The following is a 16,002-nucleotide window of genomic DNA, read 5'->3' on the forward strand; positions in this document are numbered from 1 at the left end:
CCTTTTTGTGATCAGCGATCCCCCGTAGCATATGGGTGTCCGATCAGTCGCCATCAAGGCGTACCGCGAGGGTGTGGGTGCACTCAGCGCGAGTACGGTCGGAAGCCTTCTCGCTGGGATCGTTCTGAGCGGGCTGAAGACGGAGTTTCGGCTGCTTCCTGGGTTACTTGTGCTCGTTCCTGCGCTGCTCGCCACGCGGGGAAACGTGTACGGCTCGCTCGGTGCTCGCATCGCCACCGCGCTCCATCAAGGACTTCTCACCCCGTCGCTGTCCTCTCGGGATAAGCGACTCGAATCGGCGGTGGTTGCCGCACTCACAAACGGGGTGCTCACGAGCGCGTTCGCTGCCATCGCGGCGTTCGTCTTCCTCTGGGTGCTCTCCGAGCCGGCCGTGTTAGGCGCTCTCCTCGCCGTTGCAGTGTTGGCCGGTCTGCTTTCGGGGCTTGCACTATCGATCACCGTCGTTGTTGTCGTGTTTGCTGGCTATCGTCGAGGGTACAACCCAGACACGCTGGTCGGCCCGATCGTAACGACCACTGGCGACATCTTCGGGGTCTTCTTTCTGTATCTCGCGGTCAAGGTGGTGCTCGCACTGTGACGACCGACTGGACCGTCCGGGCCATTATGCGCGCGACGATCCCTGTGCTGTTCGCGTTGACGATCCTTGAGATCGGGAGCGGACTCGTCCTCAACGAGTTCGAAGCGACGTTGTTGCAGTATCCCACACTGTTGGTGCTCGTTCCGGTCGTCATCGGCACAGCCGGTAATCTCGGTAGTATACTCGCCTCACGGCTCTCGACGGCGCTTCATCTCGGAACGTTGTCGTTCGGCACGGACGCGCTGCTGGTTGGCAACGCCCTCGCTACAGTTGCGCTCGCGTTCACCGTGTTTCCGGGCGTCGGAATCGGTGCGTGGCTGCTCACCACGCTCCTCGGAACGGCACAGCTCCCGATCATGACGATCCTCCTCGTTGCAGTGGGTAGCGGTGGGGCCTTGGCCGTGATCGCGGTGCTCGTTACAGTCGTCGCAACCTACACCGCCTACCGACTCCAACTCGATCCCGACGACGTGGTGATCCCAGTCGTCACGAACGTCTGTGACGTTTTCGGCGTCCTCGTGTTGTTCGCCGTAGTAGAGCTGATTGTGTAACTGGACAGCGGCTCGAAACAAATACTATCCGAGAAGGTTCTTTCGCTCGGCTTCGGACAGTTCGGTAGCGACGGTGTTCATCGAACAGTGTTCACACTCCATCGCCGGATTCATGCTTTTGCCGTACACCTTGATCGGACGGCCAAAGAGGAACCACGCGTCCAACTGGTGGCGTTCGATGACCGCGTCGGCGGCTGCCCCGCAGTTTTGACACCATTGCTCCTCCGTCGCGGGAACCTGATAGGTGACTTTCGATCGTCCGAATCCGGCAGCGTCAAACGCCTCATCCTTCGTGGTTTCGATGAGATCCTCGACTGGATACGGATCGTCAATGATCTCATTGTCAAAACCGGTGGTGGTCTGGTTGCCGACCGACAGTCGAGGTCCGACTTGGACGGTGTTTTCGTACCCGAGTATCACGACGTTGACAGCGGCGTCACGCCCCGTGATCGTCACTTCATGGCCGTATCCGACGACGTACACGTCGATATCGTTCACCGCCTGATCGATGTCGACAGTGTGGTGTGCACCAGTGACGTATGCGCCTGTGTCGGGATCCTCGACAGCGTCCGATTGTCGCCACCCAGTCGTGGTGCTATCGTACGCCTGTCCATCAGTGGGAACATCGATATCCGACGCAGAATAGGCGTTTTCCGCACCACCGATCGAAAACGTTCCCGTTGCGTGTGCCGGAACGAACACGTCCTCGGCGTCAGTAACGACGAGATCGCCAGCAACCCCACCGTTTTGCACGTACCCGTCTTCGAGATCACCACGAACAGTCGTTTCCACATCGACCTCGGGGGTTGTTTCCCCGATGGGATGGTGTGTAAACACGTTTTCCGGATTGCTCGCTATTAGATCGCCATCGACGCCGTCTATCTGGATGAACACGTCATCAGGGTTGCGGATCTCGATCGGTGCGTCCAACGAACCGGTGAGCGTTACGTCGCCGCTGTAGGTCGTTGCGGAATCACTCATACGTACCAGTTTAATGTCTGTTTATATCAATCTGTTTGGATACGACAATCCGTTGTGCGTGGTGGCTCGGTGTCCGACGAGTCGTCGTCTGTGACCGCCGTGAGACGCGTCTGACTGTACAGCGTGCAGTCGTATTCGGGATACGTGTGGTACGTCTCATAGCCTTCGGTTGTGAGGCGAATCATCGTCCATGCGTCAGGACCGAACCGGTATGCGATATCGGCGCGGGCCGCTGCTGGACGGTCTGAGAGCGGCCGCGTTTCGAGCGTCGTCGACGCCGACAGGTGGTCGTTCTCGAACGTGAACGATCGGTCGACCGACTCCAGCAGAGACACGCTGGCCATCGACTCGGCGTGAAGCGGGCGACACGAACAGAGTTCGTGAAAACCCAGCCGTCGACTGGCGATGTAATGTGATGAACCGATGATGGTGAGCGTGGCGGATGTTCCGAACAGTTCGGCTGAAACCGTCCGCTTCACATCGAACTGGTCGAGCGACAGTGGCGTCCGCGTGTACGTGAAATACAACTGTTCGGAAACGATACTACTGTCTGTCATACAATGTGTGCGCTCATCTATCGACAATGATGTCGTAGTTCGGATGGAAGATCGAGTTGCTCCGGACGCCGGCGTACCGCGGAACCGGCTCCCACTGGGTCGTTTCATAGCGCTCTGCGTACCGGCGGACGTACGCTGTTCGACCGGTATCGATCGGCCCGCGCGCCGTCGGTGCGAGCAGAGAGAATCGTTCGACACGCTCGGTCCGGCCGTCGCTGTCAGTATCCTCCCACGCCGAATACGGTAGCTGCTGTGTAAAGCCCGCCTCGCGGAGGGTGTTGGTGTACGCCTTGTGGTGCTGGGGATGCGTGTTCGGGGAGTAAAGCCACGTGCCGACCAACCCGCCGTCTGTGAGATGGGTTCGAAGGAGTCGGTAGAACTCCGTGGAGTACAGTTTGAGGAGGTCGTCGTCGGACGCGCCTGGGACATCGAGCAGGATGAGATCGTACTGTTTGTCCGTCCGCTGGAGATGCGTGTAGCCGTCTTCGACGGTTGTGTTGAGCCGTGAATACGTGTACGAATCGTTGTGCCACTCGCGGAAGAACGGCGTTCGCTTGGTGTGATTCATGAACTGGGCGTCGAGATCTACCTGATCAACGCTGACGTTGTACGATCGAAGGTGGTCGATGGCGATCCAATCACCGCCACCGATTACGAGCACTTCGGTGTCGGGTGTGTGTTCGTACATCGACATCGGTACGTCCACGAGTCCGTTGTGATAGGAGTCCGCCCAACTCTCACACAACTGTACGTCCATTCCGAGCCGAAGACACTGCTCGGCCCGACCGGTGAAGTAGGGGTTCGAACTCGATGCCGTCCACGTCCGGCGGTAGCGAACGAGGTGCTGGTATTTCGTCGTCTTCTGGTTGAGGACTTCCGTTTTCATGGTTCCCGGCGCGTATTCGGCTTCCATTTTCTGTTCAAGATACATCTCTGTCACCTGGTTGTCAAGCCGCTTGTGGTGAGTAAGCGCCCCAGCGTGGCCGGCGGTGAGGAGTAAACACACGACCAACAACACCCGGGGTTCGGTGGCAAACGAAAGCCCAGTTCCACCACCACCAACGCCCCACCGCTCACTGAACCGAACGAGAAATACCAGTGCCGTGACTGCGTTGATCAACGACAGCACCACGGTCGTCGTCACAAGCCCGAGTCGCGGATAGAGGAGTCGAGCGTAGACGACCGCACCGGCAAGCCCCCCGATGTAATCCAGCGCGAGCACGACCGACAGTCCGCTTCGTGTCTCTCCTGACGAATGCGTATGCCAGAACAGTTCCAGTCCGCGCCGTCCGAGAGTTGAGACACGTCCGGTGACCCCTCCGATCGAAGAAGGGTCCTCATCAGTTTCCTGAACCATTCTCGTCAGTAAGGGTAGTTCGAATCCCGAGAGCACGCCCACAGCGATCACTGGGAGCCGTGCGAGTACCCACACGACAGCGGCGGGGATCCATGATGGGAGTGTGACGCTGTTCAGCGCGACGACGAGCAAGAACCCGGCGGGGGCAACCGTCGCGAGATACACCTCGGTTCGGAAGAAGTTCGCGGGACGGTCGGCTCCAAGATCGTCTGACAGCCCAGCACCGATGCCGAGACTGAAAAAATACAGCCCGACGGTGATGACGTACTGGGTGACTGTCCCCCCATACATCACGGTGAGCAACTCCGAGTAGACGAATTCATACGCAAAGCTACAGAACGATACGACAAACGTCACCGATAGCAGTACGAACCGCCGAGAACGTAATGAACGTTTCATATGCGCCTACGTATTTCCGATCAGTACAGCCCTCTGTGATTCCGATCAGATCCGGGGCGACACCTTCCACTCGTTTTGTATGGCGTAGGACTGTCCAACAGAACTGACTTTGAAGTCGACACACTCCCACTGGAAGTCGTGATCGACTTTCTTGCCAACGATGTGCGCTCCGACACGGTACCAGCCTGGTTTTCGGAGCGGGTGGTCGATTCGGTCTTTGGGGGACCGGTAGGTCCAATCCCAATCGACCGGTCCAGCACCGGGGCGGTCCTTTTTGAACACGGCGTCGGAACCGAACGAACGCACCCCGACCTTCTCGATTCGAACCGAATACCGGCTCGTTTCGTCTTCGTGGTCGTCATACCAGTCATCGGCGTAATCACCACCGTGCCACCACGCCCAGCCGTGATTAGTTCTAGGAGCGTTCACGTGTCCGCCCCCTGCTCGACCCGTTGCGCCTCGGACACTACCACCGCCACCGCCTTTTGCAGCCGCGACGCCAACCGGAGCATCGATCGACGACCGAGGGGGCGTGTACCGCGATAAGACCCACACTCGGTCCGCGAGATCGATACGAATCATCCCGTCGTTGGTCTCAAGCTGCTCAACAACACTGGATTTGCGCGGAGGAGGAGTCTCATCCGACGAACAGCCGGCGAGGACTGGCAGGGCAGTAGCACCGATAACTCTAAGAAAGCGACGACGATGCATACTATGCTACTCATTCCCACCAGACGACGATAAGTCTTTCTTATTGAGAGAAACGACGCCGTAGATGGATGATCTCAGTCGGGTGATTACACCAACGTATCAGGGCGATTACTAAGGTAATCGAACACTGAGCCGAGACCGAAGCCGTACACCCAGTGGGCCACCAACGTGGTAATGAGGTAGACGTACAGCGCCGCTCCCGTCTGTCCGGTGTAAAACGCGATCACGAATCCGGTCCAGAGCACCGTTCCGAATGGAACCCCGCGCTGGCGAATCGTTTTTCCGGGGAGATACTGCTCGACAGAAGCGAACAACAGCGGCCACGTCGTCATTCCGCCGCCGAGAAAGATGAAGTAGCCGGCTGGAATCGCGGGCGCGATCGTATTGAGCCTAGTAAGCTCAGCGAGAGCAGCGAAGCTCGATAAGTCGAACCCGCCGAGGGCGTTCCCGACGAGCAGAACGACTGTCATGAGTGCAGTGCCGACCAATCCGCCGGCAGCACCCACGACACCATCCCTGATGATCGCTGCTAACTCCTCCGTTGTCGTTCCGACTTCAGATACTGATGTCTTTTCGGTGTCAGCCATCGTCGTTGTTCCACCCTCGGAAGTCGTTGTCCGCTCGTTCTCATCGACTGCCATATGTACGGTAACACCACCCACAAATAAAAATCTGAATATAATAATAGATACATTTGCATTGGATGGTAGTTGTCACTGTAATCTAGTAGATCGGCCAGAAGCCTATTTAGGAAGGGGGTCGAGCGTAGAGATATGAGCCAGTACGGCTCCCGGAATCGGGCTCGATCACCGATCACCCGAATCGTTCCGGACCTTCGGATCACCAACTACGATCTGATGGAGCGTGAGGTGAGCGTGACGATCACCGACGAGACGAACGAAGCGGTCGTAACAGCCGACCGAACTGTCGTCCGTGGGGGAGATATCACATGGCGTGGCGTCTTTCAGCGGCCTGGGACCTACGACGTAACCGTCTCGTTGCACTACGGTGAGTCTGTTGCCGCGACGTACTCTGTGCAACCGGGTCGAACAGGGATCGGTTTGGACATCCATCCCGACAGTATCGAAATCTATCGTGTCCCAGCAAGTGAGTGAAGGATATTTTACGATCGCGCTGAAACAAGTCGAGTATGACTCACAGCGACTGGGGTGATTGGTTACTCCGGGAAATCGAGGCAACAGTGCCGGAATCGCTATCCGTGTGGTACCTCGGGTGCAACGGATTCGTCGTGAAAGCCAACGACGGCACGACGATCTTCATCGATCCGTATCTCGGGACAGGCGATCCGCCACGGACGGTTCGGATGATTCCGGTCCCGTTCGATCCAGCGGACGTGCAGGTTGCTGACGCCGTGGTGGCGACCCACGAACACACTGACCACGTCCACGGGCCGAGTCAGGGACCGATCCTCGAAGCGACGGACGCCCGCTTTTATGCTCCTGACGACAGCCTGGCCGTCACCGAACGCGAAGGTTGGCGAGAAACGTACGATCTCACCGACGCCACGTTCGAACAGGTGAGCGAGGGTGAGACGATCGAGATCGGTGCGGTGACCGTTCACATCGAGCCGGCGAACGATCCCGACGCGACACACCCGGTGTCGTATCTCATCGAACACGACGAACGGACGTTCTTCCACGGTGGGGACGCCAGACCGAGCGACGCGTTCGAATCGATCGGTTCGGCCTACGACATCGATCTCGGTGCGCTGGCGTTCGGCACTGTCGGAATGATTCCTGATAAAGAGACGGGCGAGCCGGTTCGCACCCGGTGGTACAACGACGAAAATCAGATCATCAAGGCGGCGGAACAGCTCCAACTCGATCGGCTCATCCCTACCCACTGGGACATGTGGCGCGGACTCACCGCCGATCCGACGACGCTCGAACACCATCGGTACACGATGTCACACCCCCGGCGTCTCGAAATCTGTCGGATCGGTGACCGTGTTCAGATTAGCTGAACCTGTCTATCTCTGAGATAGTCAGAGAATCCTATATTCCCAGGATCGGAAACGGACTAGATTTATGCGCCGTGAGCTGTAGCGTTAGAGTAACATGCGTACAGCAGAGTCAGAGGCTGTCATCGCCGAAGCGGCCGGCGTGACAGTAGAAAAACGCTTCGAACCAGATGAGTTTCCGGTGCCGGCTATCGCTTTTACCATCAGCTCGAAGCGTGACGATCCCATCACGCTCCGCATGCACGATACGCTGCCCGATGAAGTCAACTCCGATCACATCGGGCTTCATCCGGAGTACGGGGGCGAATACTGGTCTGTCGAAGAAAACAGCGCCGTCTTCAAACGGTCGTTCGATCCCAACGAGGAATACGTCACTGTGTACGGGCTCCGCCACATCTACGTAGACACTGCGGATCAGTTCCTTGTTGAGCCGGAGATCGAGATCCTCGATCCCGCGACGGACATTCTCGGAGAGAACAGTGGGCAACACGTCCGTGAGGTCATCGCGGGCGAGAGCGACGACGTTCGGAGTCCCGAGCCGAATGCCGGAAGCACTCGCGGCGGTACGAGCGTTCGGCCCGGGGGCCGATCCGGAGAGCAACCCCAACCGAGTGCGCCGACCATGGACTCCATCGGGGAGGCGTTGGCTGAGGAGATCAGAAACGGTACGATCGACGATCAGGCGCTCGAAACGCTGCAGGAGAACCTCACGATTGAACCCCGACAGCCCAGCCGGTCCCACCGCCAACGGGGCGGGGGAACAAAAGGTGACAGCAGCATGGACGCCCGCATCCGCCGTCTTCAGGCTGATGTGGGTGACCTTCGGGCCTACACCGATGCTCTCGAAGGCTTTCTCGATGAGAACGGAGAAGCGCAGGTTATGCTCTCTGATTTCAGACAAGAGCTCGACGATCTTAATCCTCGTGTCAACTCACTCGAAACCCAAACCAACGAAATGTCCGGCGAACTGTCGAACGCCATCGATGATTTCTCAAACGACATCGGTGCCCTTTCCTCGGATATCGATTCTCTCACGACCGAAATCGATTCTCTCAACGACTACGCTGATTCTCTGTCTGATGATCTCAGTACACTCGAATCGGATCTCGAATCGATCTCTTCTGACGTGTCCCGGTTGCAGTCGCGGGTCAGACGGCTCGACAACAGCACCGCCACTGAAGAAGATCTCGAACAGATCCAGTCAGAGCTCGACAGCCTTGCGACGTTCCGCCAACGAATGCAGTCGGTGTTTGATGGGTGACCGTGGACGGACTGAACACATCCTTTCTGATCCGTTCATAGCTCGACCTTGTCTGTTGCTGGAGTGGACGCCTTTGAGAGTCGTTGTGCCGCTTGCTGACTTCTTCCACTCGGGTGGGAGGGACGCATGGTCGAGATGAATCCGACATATTAAAGATTTCATCACGCATTGATGTCTTTGTGCACGGGTTTCTGACAGTTACTTCGGTGTCTGCCCCAGCGGACACCGAAATCGAACGCGCGAAGCGGCCGTGCCAGCCGCTGCAAACCGACGGAGCTCTCCGTCCTCCAATCGGGGTATCACCAAACCGGGAAACGTTCTGGTTCCAACTGACCGGAACTGTCTCATCAATCTACCGACAGGAGACTCGCGCGTATCGGTGCAGGACCTCACGCTGCAACACAGGACCCAGTGATGCTTGACATCGAGCAGTGCACTCGACGTCGAGCCTTAGCAACGGTCGGAAGCTGTCTCGGCAGCGTGCTTGCAGGATGCATCGGAGCCTCCAGTCCGAGCAGCGATGAGACCGTTTCCGGCGGAACGGACACTGACTGGTCCACCATCGGTCACAATCCCGCGAACACGAGACACGCCGAATGGGCAACGGTGGATTCGAAACCGACAGTTGCGTGGCGGTTCCCGATCGGTTCACCGATCGATCAACCTGTCGTCGCGGCGGGACAAGTGTACATCTCCGATAGCACCGCGCTTCACGTCCATGACGCAGCGACAGGATCACAGCAGTGGACAGTCGCCACTGACACCGCTCAGCTGTATACGGCTCCCACGGTTCGAGATGGTGTCGTCTATCTGGGAGTGAGGAACGGGCCAGAAAGCGTCGTGGCGTTGGATGCAGCCAGTGGTGAACAACTGTGGGCGTTCGAGGCCCACCAAGCCGGTGCCGTGTCAGGCACGCCGACGCTCAACAACAACGGTGATACGCTGTACATCGGAACGGACACGGAACGAGTGTACGCGCTTGATTCTGCTACCGGTGAGCCGCGCTGGCAGCAATCGGTGTTTGGATCAGTCACGACGAGTCCGGCAGTCGATTCACCACTTGTCGTCGTCACTACCCGTTCGGGAGAGGTGTACGCCTTCGATGAGAGCGGCACCACCCTGTGGCGGCAACGACTCCAAGCGGGCAGTGAGACGCCACCGGTGATCTCCGATCGGACGGTGTTCGTCGGCGGGACGGATAACACTATTTGTAGCCTTGATCCGGTTTCAGGTCAGTATCGGTGGACCACGTACGTCAGCTCACTGTATCCGAGCGGGTTTGCCGTACGGAATTCGTCGGTGTATGCCGTCTCCGGCCGTCACGTCGTTGTTCTCGGAGGTGACGAAGGAAAGAAAGGAGTAACAATCGATCTCGGGGCGTTCGTCAGGTGCGCGCCGATACTCCTCGATGATACGTTGTACGTCGGCGGTCGACGCCTGTTTGCACTCGATCCGTCAGGCGGCATCGGAGTCGCGTCTATCCAGTTCGGGGGAAAGCACTGGTCTATGAATCTGGGACGACACGTCGGTCCAGGTGTCGCAGCGACGACCGAACGGTTGTTCACCCCTGTGAAACGCGACGACGGCGCTTACAAACTGGTCGCACTCGAAGTCGACGCGTGACCAGCGTCTGGTGTTAATCGTCAGGACAATTCGGACACGACGGCGAGAACGTTCCGGTGGTACCGTCCGAGACCGGTCGGGTTTTACTGCTCGGTGGGTTCGATTCGGTAATGACGACCATTCGGGTAGCCGTCCCCCGGAAGGGACGGCCGTTGTACGCCGTTCTCGAACGAGTGGCGGACGAAAGCGGGGCGACGGCGGTAGCTGACCGGATCATCTCCACTCTCAGGCATGAAAAGTCAATCACCAAGGGTGTGAACAACCCGAGCCAGTCGGTGTACGACCGGCTCGCGGAGTACAGCGATCCTACCGACGCGACTGCTCCGGAGTATACGCTCTACCGAGACGCTCGTTCTGGACTCCCCCGGCGGATCGTGTTCGATTCCGTGACGGTACCCATCGGAGACGATGAGATCCAACTCGTCGGCCGAGAGGAGCCGTTTCGCGCGCTGCGGAAACACGAGTTCGCGCTCGGATTCGATAGCGCCGATCTCGTTCTTGAGGAAGTTGTCACGCTTCGCTCCGATCCGCTTACCGACATGGACGCGGTGAACGACCGTATCAACCCACACGACACCGACGTGCGTGTCGTCAACGGACTCGGTGACACCGTCTATCACACGCTGCTCGGGGACCCGGATGTCGTCGGCAACGATCCGACGCGGGCGTTCGTCGAATCCTACACCGGTCCGCTGTGTATCTCCCCACGGTACGAACGCCTTGTGGAAGCCGTGCTCGGCACCACTGCCGTCGATACCGTTGAGTTCTGCTATCCAGACGACGGCGTCGAAGAGGAAGCCGCGATCGCTGACGCCGGTCTTGGCGTGTACCTTACCGTCTCCGGATCGACGGCACGGGAGCACGGTCTTGTCCTCGGTGAACGGCTCTTCCCGAGTGAAACCGTACTGCTTGAGAACCGAGCAGAGCTAACGTCTGCCCATGAACGAACGAAAGGGCTGTTCGCAACGAGCGAAACGGTTGTTACGCCGTCGCTGTGACCTTTCCGCACGAACCGGGTATCGCGTCAGTTAATCTGGTCGCTCACTGGTTCAGAACGTTGATTGGCAGGACGGACATAGGCCGTGCTGATCATGATCCGGGACCGTGTTCGTTCGATCGGAAGCGTTCTTTTGTTACACTGTCCGACCGATCGGACGCGCCAGGCCGTTGAGGTGTGGCGAAATAATCGATTCGACTATGGGGTCGACGGATAGATGGAGATGCTCGATATCGACCGCGCGGTGGTGTCGCTGGCGCTTGCGCGAATGGTCGATTCGTTCGGCAACTCGTTTCTGATCATCGTTCTCCCGCTGTACATCGCACGCGGCATCAGCGGCGGATTCTTCGGTCTGCAAGAGTCGCTTCTCACTGGTCTCATCCTCTCTATGTTCGGATTTCTCAACAGTTTCGGACAGCCGTTTACCGGTCGGTTTTCCGACCGGCTCGGCAGACGGCGGGTGTTCGTTTTAGCGGGGTTGTCAGTGCTGTGTGTTGCGAGCTTCGCGTACTCGTTCGCTACGAGCTACGCGGCATTGTTCGTCATTCGGGCGGCCCAAGGCGTCGGCGCGGCGCTGACGATCCCGGCTACGGTCGCGCTCATCGACGAATACGCCACGGACACCAGTCGTGGCAGCAACATGGGTGTTTACAACACGTTTCGGCTCGTCGGCTTCGGTCTCGGACCGGTCGTCGCTGGTTCGGTCGTGCATCTAGGTCCGTACCACGTCTCGGCGCTAAACGGAACGTATTCAATCAGCGGATTCAACGCGGCGTTTTACATTGCTGCCGGGGCGATCCTCACTAGCTTGCTCGTCGTCGCCGCGTTCGTCAAGGATAGCCCGCAGACCGAATCAACGACAGAGGAACTCTCCGTGTCCGTGTTCTCCAACGGACGGACAACGCTTGATCCCGTGTTCACGCTCTCGCTCGCGTCGCTGTTCATGGCGATCAGCATCGCGTTGCTCTCGACGATTGAGCCCCATGTCAACCGCCGGCTTCATCAGACGGCGGCGATGTTCGGCGTTCAGTTCGGGGCGTTCGTTGTGGCCCAAGTGCTCTTTCAGACGCCGATCGGCCACGCCAGCGATCGGTACGGACGGCGACCGTTCATTGTGATCGGAATGTTGCTGTTGGTGCCGTCGACGCTCGTTCAGGGGTTCATCGGTACCTCTTGGGGGCTGGTGATCGCGCGGTTTGCCCAAGGCATCGCCGGGGCGATGGTGTTCGCGCCCGCGCTCGCGCTTGCCGGCGATTTCGCGCTGGAAGGACATTCCGGCACCCAGCTATCGCTGTTGACGATGACGTTCGGTCTCGGAACCGCTATCGGACCGCTCACCTCCGGCTTTCTCATCCGGTTTGGCTACCCCGTTCCGTTCGTCTTCGGGGCGGCGCTCGCGCTGGTCGGAACCCTTCTCGTCCTCACGCAGGTGTACGATCCCGGCAAGCCCAGCGGGGAGACAACGATCGGTGAACCGTCGACGCCCGACGATTGAGTGTTAGCTCTCGTGAATCGCGTCACTCGACTACGCAATTTCCATTGATGTCCCCCATCACCAGCGGCGAAACACTTAGAATCATCCGAAAAATACGTATATACGTGATTATCGAATGAGCACCATCGACGATACACCCCCCCTCTCGGAAACGACTACAATCCGTTTTTGAGCAACTTTCGAACGATCGAAAGCTCGATCTCCTCGGATACGCGGCCGAGCAGGGTGAATTCACTGTCACGGAGCTGAAGATCGATCTCGATCTCCCACACACGACTGCCCACGAGTACTGTCGTGAGCTGCAGTCCGCTGGTTTGTTGGAACGCAAACAGGGGAAGCCGGCACGGTATGCGCCCGTCGACTTCGAGTTCCATCTCTCGCCCGGGGTGATCGCAACAGCAGTTGAAACTGAATCGGAGACGCTCGATTATCTCGTCAATACCTACGGTCAAGACAGTATTGATGCGATCCTTGATATTTGGGATGCGGTCGAAGATGGAGAGTTGACGTACCGGGAGGCCAGTGCAACCGTTGAGATAGAGCATGTTGACTTCCTGCGGGGCGCGTCCGAACTCGGTCTCTTTGAGCGATGAGTGTCGTGATACGAGAACGCGAGCGCATACCTGCGTCTTCAGGCGCAGGTCGAGCGGACCATAGCGTATACAACCTCATTCGATAGCTGAACTGGATCTCTCCACGCTTTTCGGTGGTTTTAAGATAGACACAATCATAGTGTGCAGTTCAGATGAAGACCACACGGCACGCGACTTACAACCTCAACTACCACATAGTGTGGCTACCGAAGTATCGTAAGTCGGTACTCGTCGGTGAGGTTGTACGCCGTGTGGAATCCATTCTTCACGAAATTGCGGACGACAAAGGCTTGGAGATTATCGACCTCACCATCCAGCCCGACCACGTTCACCTGTTTGTCAGCAGTCCGCCGAAACACGCCCCGTCGCTCCTTGCCAACTGGTTCAAGGGGATTTCGTCACGGAAGTACAACCACCGTCACGTCACCCGTGACAGTGCCAAAATCCAGTGGGCACGTGGCTACTACGCAGGGACGGCAGGGCACGTCTCCAGCGAGACCGTCCAAGAGTACATCCACCAACACGAGGTGGGTGAACAGTGACAGAGGTCAAAGAGACGTTGGAACTGAAGCTTGTGAACCCGAACACCCACAAGCACCGCAAGCTCTGTGAGACGAAAACTGCCTACCAGCAGGCGCTTCACGCCGCGTTCAATGCGAACTGTACCACCCAATCGGCAACGAACGACGTGGTGGTTGACTATGACCTTTCAGGATACGCGAAAAACGCCCTCAAGAAGTACGTCCCGCAACTCTGTGGCGGAAGCTACGATGCAAAAGCGCTTCACGACGACCACCCAGTTCGATTCACGAACGAGGGGATTCGGTTGGACCACAAGCCACAGAACGCCATCGAATGGTACGTTAAAATCCCGCATCACGAGGATTATCACCTCTGGATACCGGCCCAGATAAATCCTGAACAACGCGAGTGGCTCAAAGCATTATACGCTGGCGATGCAGAGATGGGCGAGTGTCGGCTGTTCGACCGGCGCGGGGAATGGTATCTGCACGTTGTCGCAACGAGAGACGTGGAAGAACGATCTACTTCGGCGCGAGAAACGCCGATTGGGGTAGACATCGGGGAAGCCTCTTTACTAACGGTGTGTCACCGTGACGAGCGTGGCTCCCCGACTGCACCCAAGATGTGGAACGATGAAGGCAGACAGTTCGACAACTCCGTGAGACGTATTTCACGGCGACTCGACGCCTTCAACAACGCGGTAGTGAACGGATTGCAGAACGGTATGGAGATGCGCTCTGGCGCGAAATCGACCAGATTCTTCACACCGTCACGTCGGAAGTGGTTGAGTACGCCGACCAGTTCGACAATCCCGTACTGGTGTTGGAGAATCTGACGCATATCCGTGAGAACATGGACTACGGCAAGTTCATGAACCGGCGACTGCACGGCTGGGGGTTCGCCAAGATGCACGCCCAGATCCAGTACAAGGCCGCCGCGAAGGGAATTCGCGTTGAAACGGTGAATCCTGCATACACGTCCAAAACGTGTCACTGTTGCGGTGAACGGGGATATCGCCCAGAACAGGCGACGTTCAAGTGTTCCAATTCGGAGTGTTGGGTATCCGACTACCAAGCAGACGTTAACGCCGCGCTCAATATTGCAGACCGCTACCTCAGCGGAGAGAGCCATTCAAGAGAACACACGGACGGCGATGACTCGGCTGAGGAAGGGGGCCGTTTGACCGGCCCGCAAGACAGCCAAGCCGATGCTACCCAGCAAGAGACGCTTGGAACGTATGCGTCTTGAAACCTTAGGGCCGCGCTCGGCCTGAAATCCCATGGTGGGATTCCCGCGACTTTAGGCGCGAGAGGAGGTCAAGGTTCAGTGTTACCGTGTTGCAGTTTCGATCACTCACTCCGCAGCAGCGTTGATCGCGCTGTTGAACGCGAACAGTTCTTTCGTCACAGCGCTCTCCTGAAGCCGGTAACGCTGGGGATGGGTCTCGGGGATCACCTCGATGAGACCGACATCGATGAGGATATCGAGATGCTTGCTGACCGTCTGGCGGACGAGCCCGGCGTGGGTTGCGAACTCCTGCACGGTGAACTCCCGGTCGGGTGGCCAGTCGAGCAAGGCATCGACGAGAAGCGGGACGCTGTCATGCTGTGTGAGGTACAGCCAGCCGCTTGGATTGCTCAGGCGGGCTTGTTTCGTCTGGGCGCGTCCGTCGGACGCAGAGTCGCTCTGGGCCATAGGTCGTGGCTTGACAGTACTAACGCAGAGGTGTTAAATGTTATTGCGCCATCCGTTAATGCATAGTAACATTCTTGTAACGATCGGGGGTATGTGTGACTGTGCCACCAACGACGCATCGTTGTGCGCTCCTCCGTCCCCTCGTCAGCAAACACCGATACGGTGCCCCTATTGCTAAGGACGAGTTGGTACGCCAAGCCGCCTTTAAGCCGCATGAGGAAGGTGCGGTTCGAACAGCATACGATACCCTCTCCGATCTTCCATTCGTGTTGGATTATGGCCAGCGGGGAGTAATGATCGATTCCTCCAACTTTGGGGTACTTGCCGACTATCTTTACTACGAATGCACCTGGCCTGTATGGGAGATTACAACCAAATTGAAACACTACGAAGGCTGGGACGATCACGAGTGGGCATAGCACAGTTCATCAGCGGTACGAGACAGGACTCTCCCTACTGCTGGCGGGACGGCGTTCGCGCTGACGTGCGCCGAATGTGGCAACACCGTCACTGAGGAGGGCGTCGTGACGCGACTCGACGGCTCTGTCTATCACTTTTGCTGTCCGTCGTGTGAACAACAGTTCACCGAGACGTACGAGGAACTCCACGCTCGAACGTCCGAGTAGACCAGTGCCTCCGCCGATCCGTGTGAGCACGTTTAAGCCCGGCCGTCCGTAGCCT

16 protein-coding genes and 3 pseudogenes are annotated in these 16,002 nt (G+C 58.0%); 13 read left to right on the plus strand and 6 right to left on the minus strand.

The window, feature by feature from the left end; genetic code table 11:
• Nucleotides 1-31: 31 nt before the first annotated feature.
• Nucleotides 32-598, plus strand: a complete 567-nt coding sequence (locus tag EIK79_RS01600) for a magnesium transporter (RefSeq protein WP_124953386.1) — start codon at nucleotides 32-34, stop codon at nucleotides 596-598.
• Nucleotides 595-1,149, plus strand: a complete 555-nt coding sequence (locus tag EIK79_RS01605; protein ID WP_124953387.1) for a magnesium transporter — start codon at nucleotides 595-597, stop codon at nucleotides 1,147-1,149. Before EIK79_RS01600 ends, EIK79_RS01605 begins: the two co-directional genes overlap by 4 nt.
• A 24-nt stretch (nucleotides 1,150-1,173) precedes the next feature.
• On the opposite strand, the gene EIK79_RS01610 is transcribed toward EIK79_RS01605, so the two are convergent.
• The 5 genes from EIK79_RS01610 to EIK79_RS01630 form a co-directional block, all read right to left on the minus strand.
• A complete protein-coding gene (locus tag EIK79_RS01610) occupies nucleotides 1,174-2,130 on the minus strand; it encodes a hypothetical protein (RefSeq protein WP_124953388.1) in 957 nt (318 codons plus the stop codon).
• A gap of 26 nt (nucleotides 2,131-2,156) precedes the next feature.
• Nucleotides 2,157-2,687: a DUF2617 family protein gene (locus EIK79_RS01615; protein ID WP_185715472.1), complete on the minus strand. Its 531-nt coding sequence runs from the start codon at nucleotides 2,685-2,687 to the stop codon at nucleotides 2,157-2,159.
• Between the two features lie 13 nt (nucleotides 2,688-2,700).
• Entirely contained in the window at nucleotides 2,701-4,443 is a 1,743-nt protein-coding gene (locus tag EIK79_RS01620) for a spermidine synthase (RefSeq protein ID WP_124953390.1), read from the minus strand.
• 45 nt (nucleotides 4,444-4,488) lie between these two features.
• Nucleotides 4,489-5,154, minus strand: a complete 666-nt coding sequence (locus EIK79_RS01625) for a hypothetical protein (RefSeq protein WP_124953391.1) — start codon at nucleotides 5,152-5,154, stop codon at nucleotides 4,489-4,491.
• An 86-nt stretch (nucleotides 5,155-5,240) separates the two neighbouring features.
• Complete coding sequence (locus EIK79_RS01630) at nucleotides 5,241-5,741, minus strand: DUF6789 family protein (protein ID WP_124953701.1); 501 nt, start codon at nucleotides 5,739-5,741, stop codon at nucleotides 5,241-5,243.
• Between the two features lie 186 nt (nucleotides 5,742-5,927).
• On the opposite strand from EIK79_RS01630, the gene EIK79_RS01635 reads away from it, so the two are divergent.
• The 10 genes and pseudogenes from EIK79_RS01635 to EIK79_RS01675 all read left to right on the plus strand — a co-directional run bounded on the left by EIK79_RS01635 (nucleotide 5,928) and on the right by EIK79_RS01675 (nucleotide 14,874).
• Nucleotides 5,928-6,269, plus strand: a complete 342-nt coding sequence (locus EIK79_RS01635) for a hypothetical protein (protein WP_124953392.1) — start codon at nucleotides 5,928-5,930, stop codon at nucleotides 6,267-6,269.
• 35 nt (nucleotides 6,270-6,304) lie between these two features.
• Nucleotides 6,305-7,138: an MBL fold metallo-hydrolase gene (locus EIK79_RS01640; protein WP_124953393.1), complete on the plus strand. Its 834-nt coding sequence runs from the start codon at nucleotides 6,305-6,307 to the stop codon at nucleotides 7,136-7,138.
• Between the two features lie 94 nt (nucleotides 7,139-7,232).
• Nucleotides 7,233-8,396, plus strand: a complete 1,164-nt coding sequence (locus tag EIK79_RS01645) for a hypothetical protein (protein WP_124953394.1) — start codon at nucleotides 7,233-7,235, stop codon at nucleotides 8,394-8,396.
• 414 nt (nucleotides 8,397-8,810) lie between these two features.
• Nucleotides 8,811-10,019, plus strand: coding sequence for an outer membrane protein assembly factor BamB family protein (locus tag EIK79_RS01650; protein WP_124953395.1), 1,209 nt, complete (start codon nucleotides 8,811-8,813; stop codon nucleotides 10,017-10,019).
• Nucleotides 10,020-10,129: 110 nt separating this feature from the next.
• A complete protein-coding gene (locus EIK79_RS01655) occupies nucleotides 10,130-11,017 on the plus strand; it encodes a hypothetical protein (protein WP_124953396.1) in 888 nt (295 codons plus the stop codon).
• Between the two features lie 216 nt (nucleotides 11,018-11,233).
• Nucleotides 11,234-12,511, plus strand: coding sequence for an MFS transporter (locus tag EIK79_RS01660; RefSeq protein WP_221621651.1), 1,278 nt, complete (start codon nucleotides 11,234-11,236; stop codon nucleotides 12,509-12,511).
• 245 nt (nucleotides 12,512-12,756) lie between these two features.
• Nucleotides 12,757-12,819 (plus strand): annotated as a pseudogene (locus EIK79_RS19190) (hypothetical protein); the annotation flags it as partial.
• A 78-nt stretch (nucleotides 12,820-12,897) separates the two neighbouring features.
• On the plus strand, nucleotides 12,898-13,104 hold the full coding sequence (locus EIK79_RS18660; RefSeq protein ID WP_233737848.1) for a hypothetical protein: 207 nt from the start codon (nucleotides 12,898-12,900) through the stop codon (nucleotides 13,102-13,104).
• A gap of 152 nt (nucleotides 13,105-13,256) precedes the next feature.
• Entirely contained in the window at nucleotides 13,257-13,646 is a 390-nt protein-coding gene (gene tnpA, locus EIK79_RS01670) for an IS200/IS605 family transposase (RefSeq protein WP_124953398.1), read from the plus strand.
• A pseudogene (locus tag EIK79_RS01675) lies at nucleotides 13,643-14,874 on the plus strand (RNA-guided endonuclease InsQ/TnpB family protein). The gene tnpA and the pseudogene EIK79_RS01675 overlap by 4 nt, the downstream one beginning before the upstream one ends.
• Nucleotides 14,875-14,979: 105 nt before the next feature.
• Here EIK79_RS01675 and EIK79_RS01680 read toward each other — a convergent pair.
• The gene (locus tag EIK79_RS01680) at nucleotides 14,980-15,321 is read right to left on the minus strand and encodes a winged helix-turn-helix domain-containing protein (RefSeq protein WP_124953399.1); all 342 of its coding nucleotides are present in this window, start codon (nucleotides 15,319-15,321) and stop codon (nucleotides 14,980-14,982) included.
• A 452-nt stretch (nucleotides 15,322-15,773) separates the two neighbouring features.
• Here EIK79_RS01680 and EIK79_RS01685 point away from each other — a divergent pair.
• Nucleotides 15,774-15,947 (plus strand): annotated as a pseudogene (locus EIK79_RS01685) (TRASH domain-containing protein); the annotation flags it as partial.
• Nucleotides 15,948-16,002: the final 55 nt, after the last annotated feature.

Source organism: Halocatena pleomorpha (assembly GCF_003862495.1).
Taxonomy (GTDB): domain Archaea; phylum Halobacteriota; class Halobacteria; order Halobacteriales; family Haloarculaceae; genus Halocatena; species Halocatena pleomorpha.

Excerpts from the sequence above, each read along its gene's own strand:
- EIK79_RS01600 (WP_124953386.1), top strand. The coding sequence starts at position 32 with ATGGGTGTCCGATCAGTCGCCATCAAGGCGTACCGCGAGGGTGTGGGT.
- EIK79_RS01610 (WP_124953388.1), bottom strand. The coding sequence starts at position 2,130 with ATGAGTGATTCCGCAACGACCTACAGCGGCGACGTAACGCTCACCGGT.
- EIK79_RS01615 (WP_185715472.1), bottom strand. The coding sequence starts at position 2,687 with ATGACAGACAGTAGTATCGTTTCCGAACAGTTGTATTTCACGTACACG.
- EIK79_RS01620 (WP_124953390.1), bottom strand. The coding sequence starts at position 4,443 with ATGAAACGTTCATTACGTTCTCGGCGGTTCGTACTGCTATCGGTGACG.
- EIK79_RS01625 (WP_124953391.1), bottom strand. The coding sequence starts at position 5,154 with ATGCATCGTCGTCGCTTTCTTAGAGTTATCGGTGCTACTGCCCTGCCA.
- EIK79_RS01630 (WP_124953701.1), bottom strand. The coding sequence starts at position 5,741 with ATGGCTGACACCGAAAAGACATCAGTATCTGAAGTCGGAACGACAACG.
- EIK79_RS01635 (WP_124953392.1), top strand. The coding sequence starts at position 5,928 with ATGAGCCAGTACGGCTCCCGGAATCGGGCTCGATCACCGATCACCCGA.
- EIK79_RS01640 (WP_124953393.1), top strand. The coding sequence starts at position 6,305 with ATGACTCACAGCGACTGGGGTGATTGGTTACTCCGGGAAATCGAGGCA.
- EIK79_RS01645 (WP_124953394.1), top strand. The coding sequence starts at position 7,233 with ATGCGTACAGCAGAGTCAGAGGCTGTCATCGCCGAAGCGGCCGGCGTG.
- EIK79_RS01650 (WP_124953395.1), top strand. The coding sequence starts at position 8,811 with ATGCTTGACATCGAGCAGTGCACTCGACGTCGAGCCTTAGCAACGGTC.
- EIK79_RS01655 (WP_124953396.1), top strand. The coding sequence starts at position 10,130 with ATGACGACCATTCGGGTAGCCGTCCCCCGGAAGGGACGGCCGTTGTAC.
- EIK79_RS01660 (WP_221621651.1), top strand. The coding sequence starts at position 11,234 with ATGGAGATGCTCGATATCGACCGCGCGGTGGTGTCGCTGGCGCTTGCG.
- tnpA (WP_124953398.1), top strand. The coding sequence starts at position 13,257 with ATGAAGACCACACGGCACGCGACTTACAACCTCAACTACCACATAGTG.
- EIK79_RS01680 (WP_124953399.1), bottom strand. The coding sequence starts at position 15,321 with ATGGCCCAGAGCGACTCTGCGTCCGACGGACGCGCCCAGACGAAACAA.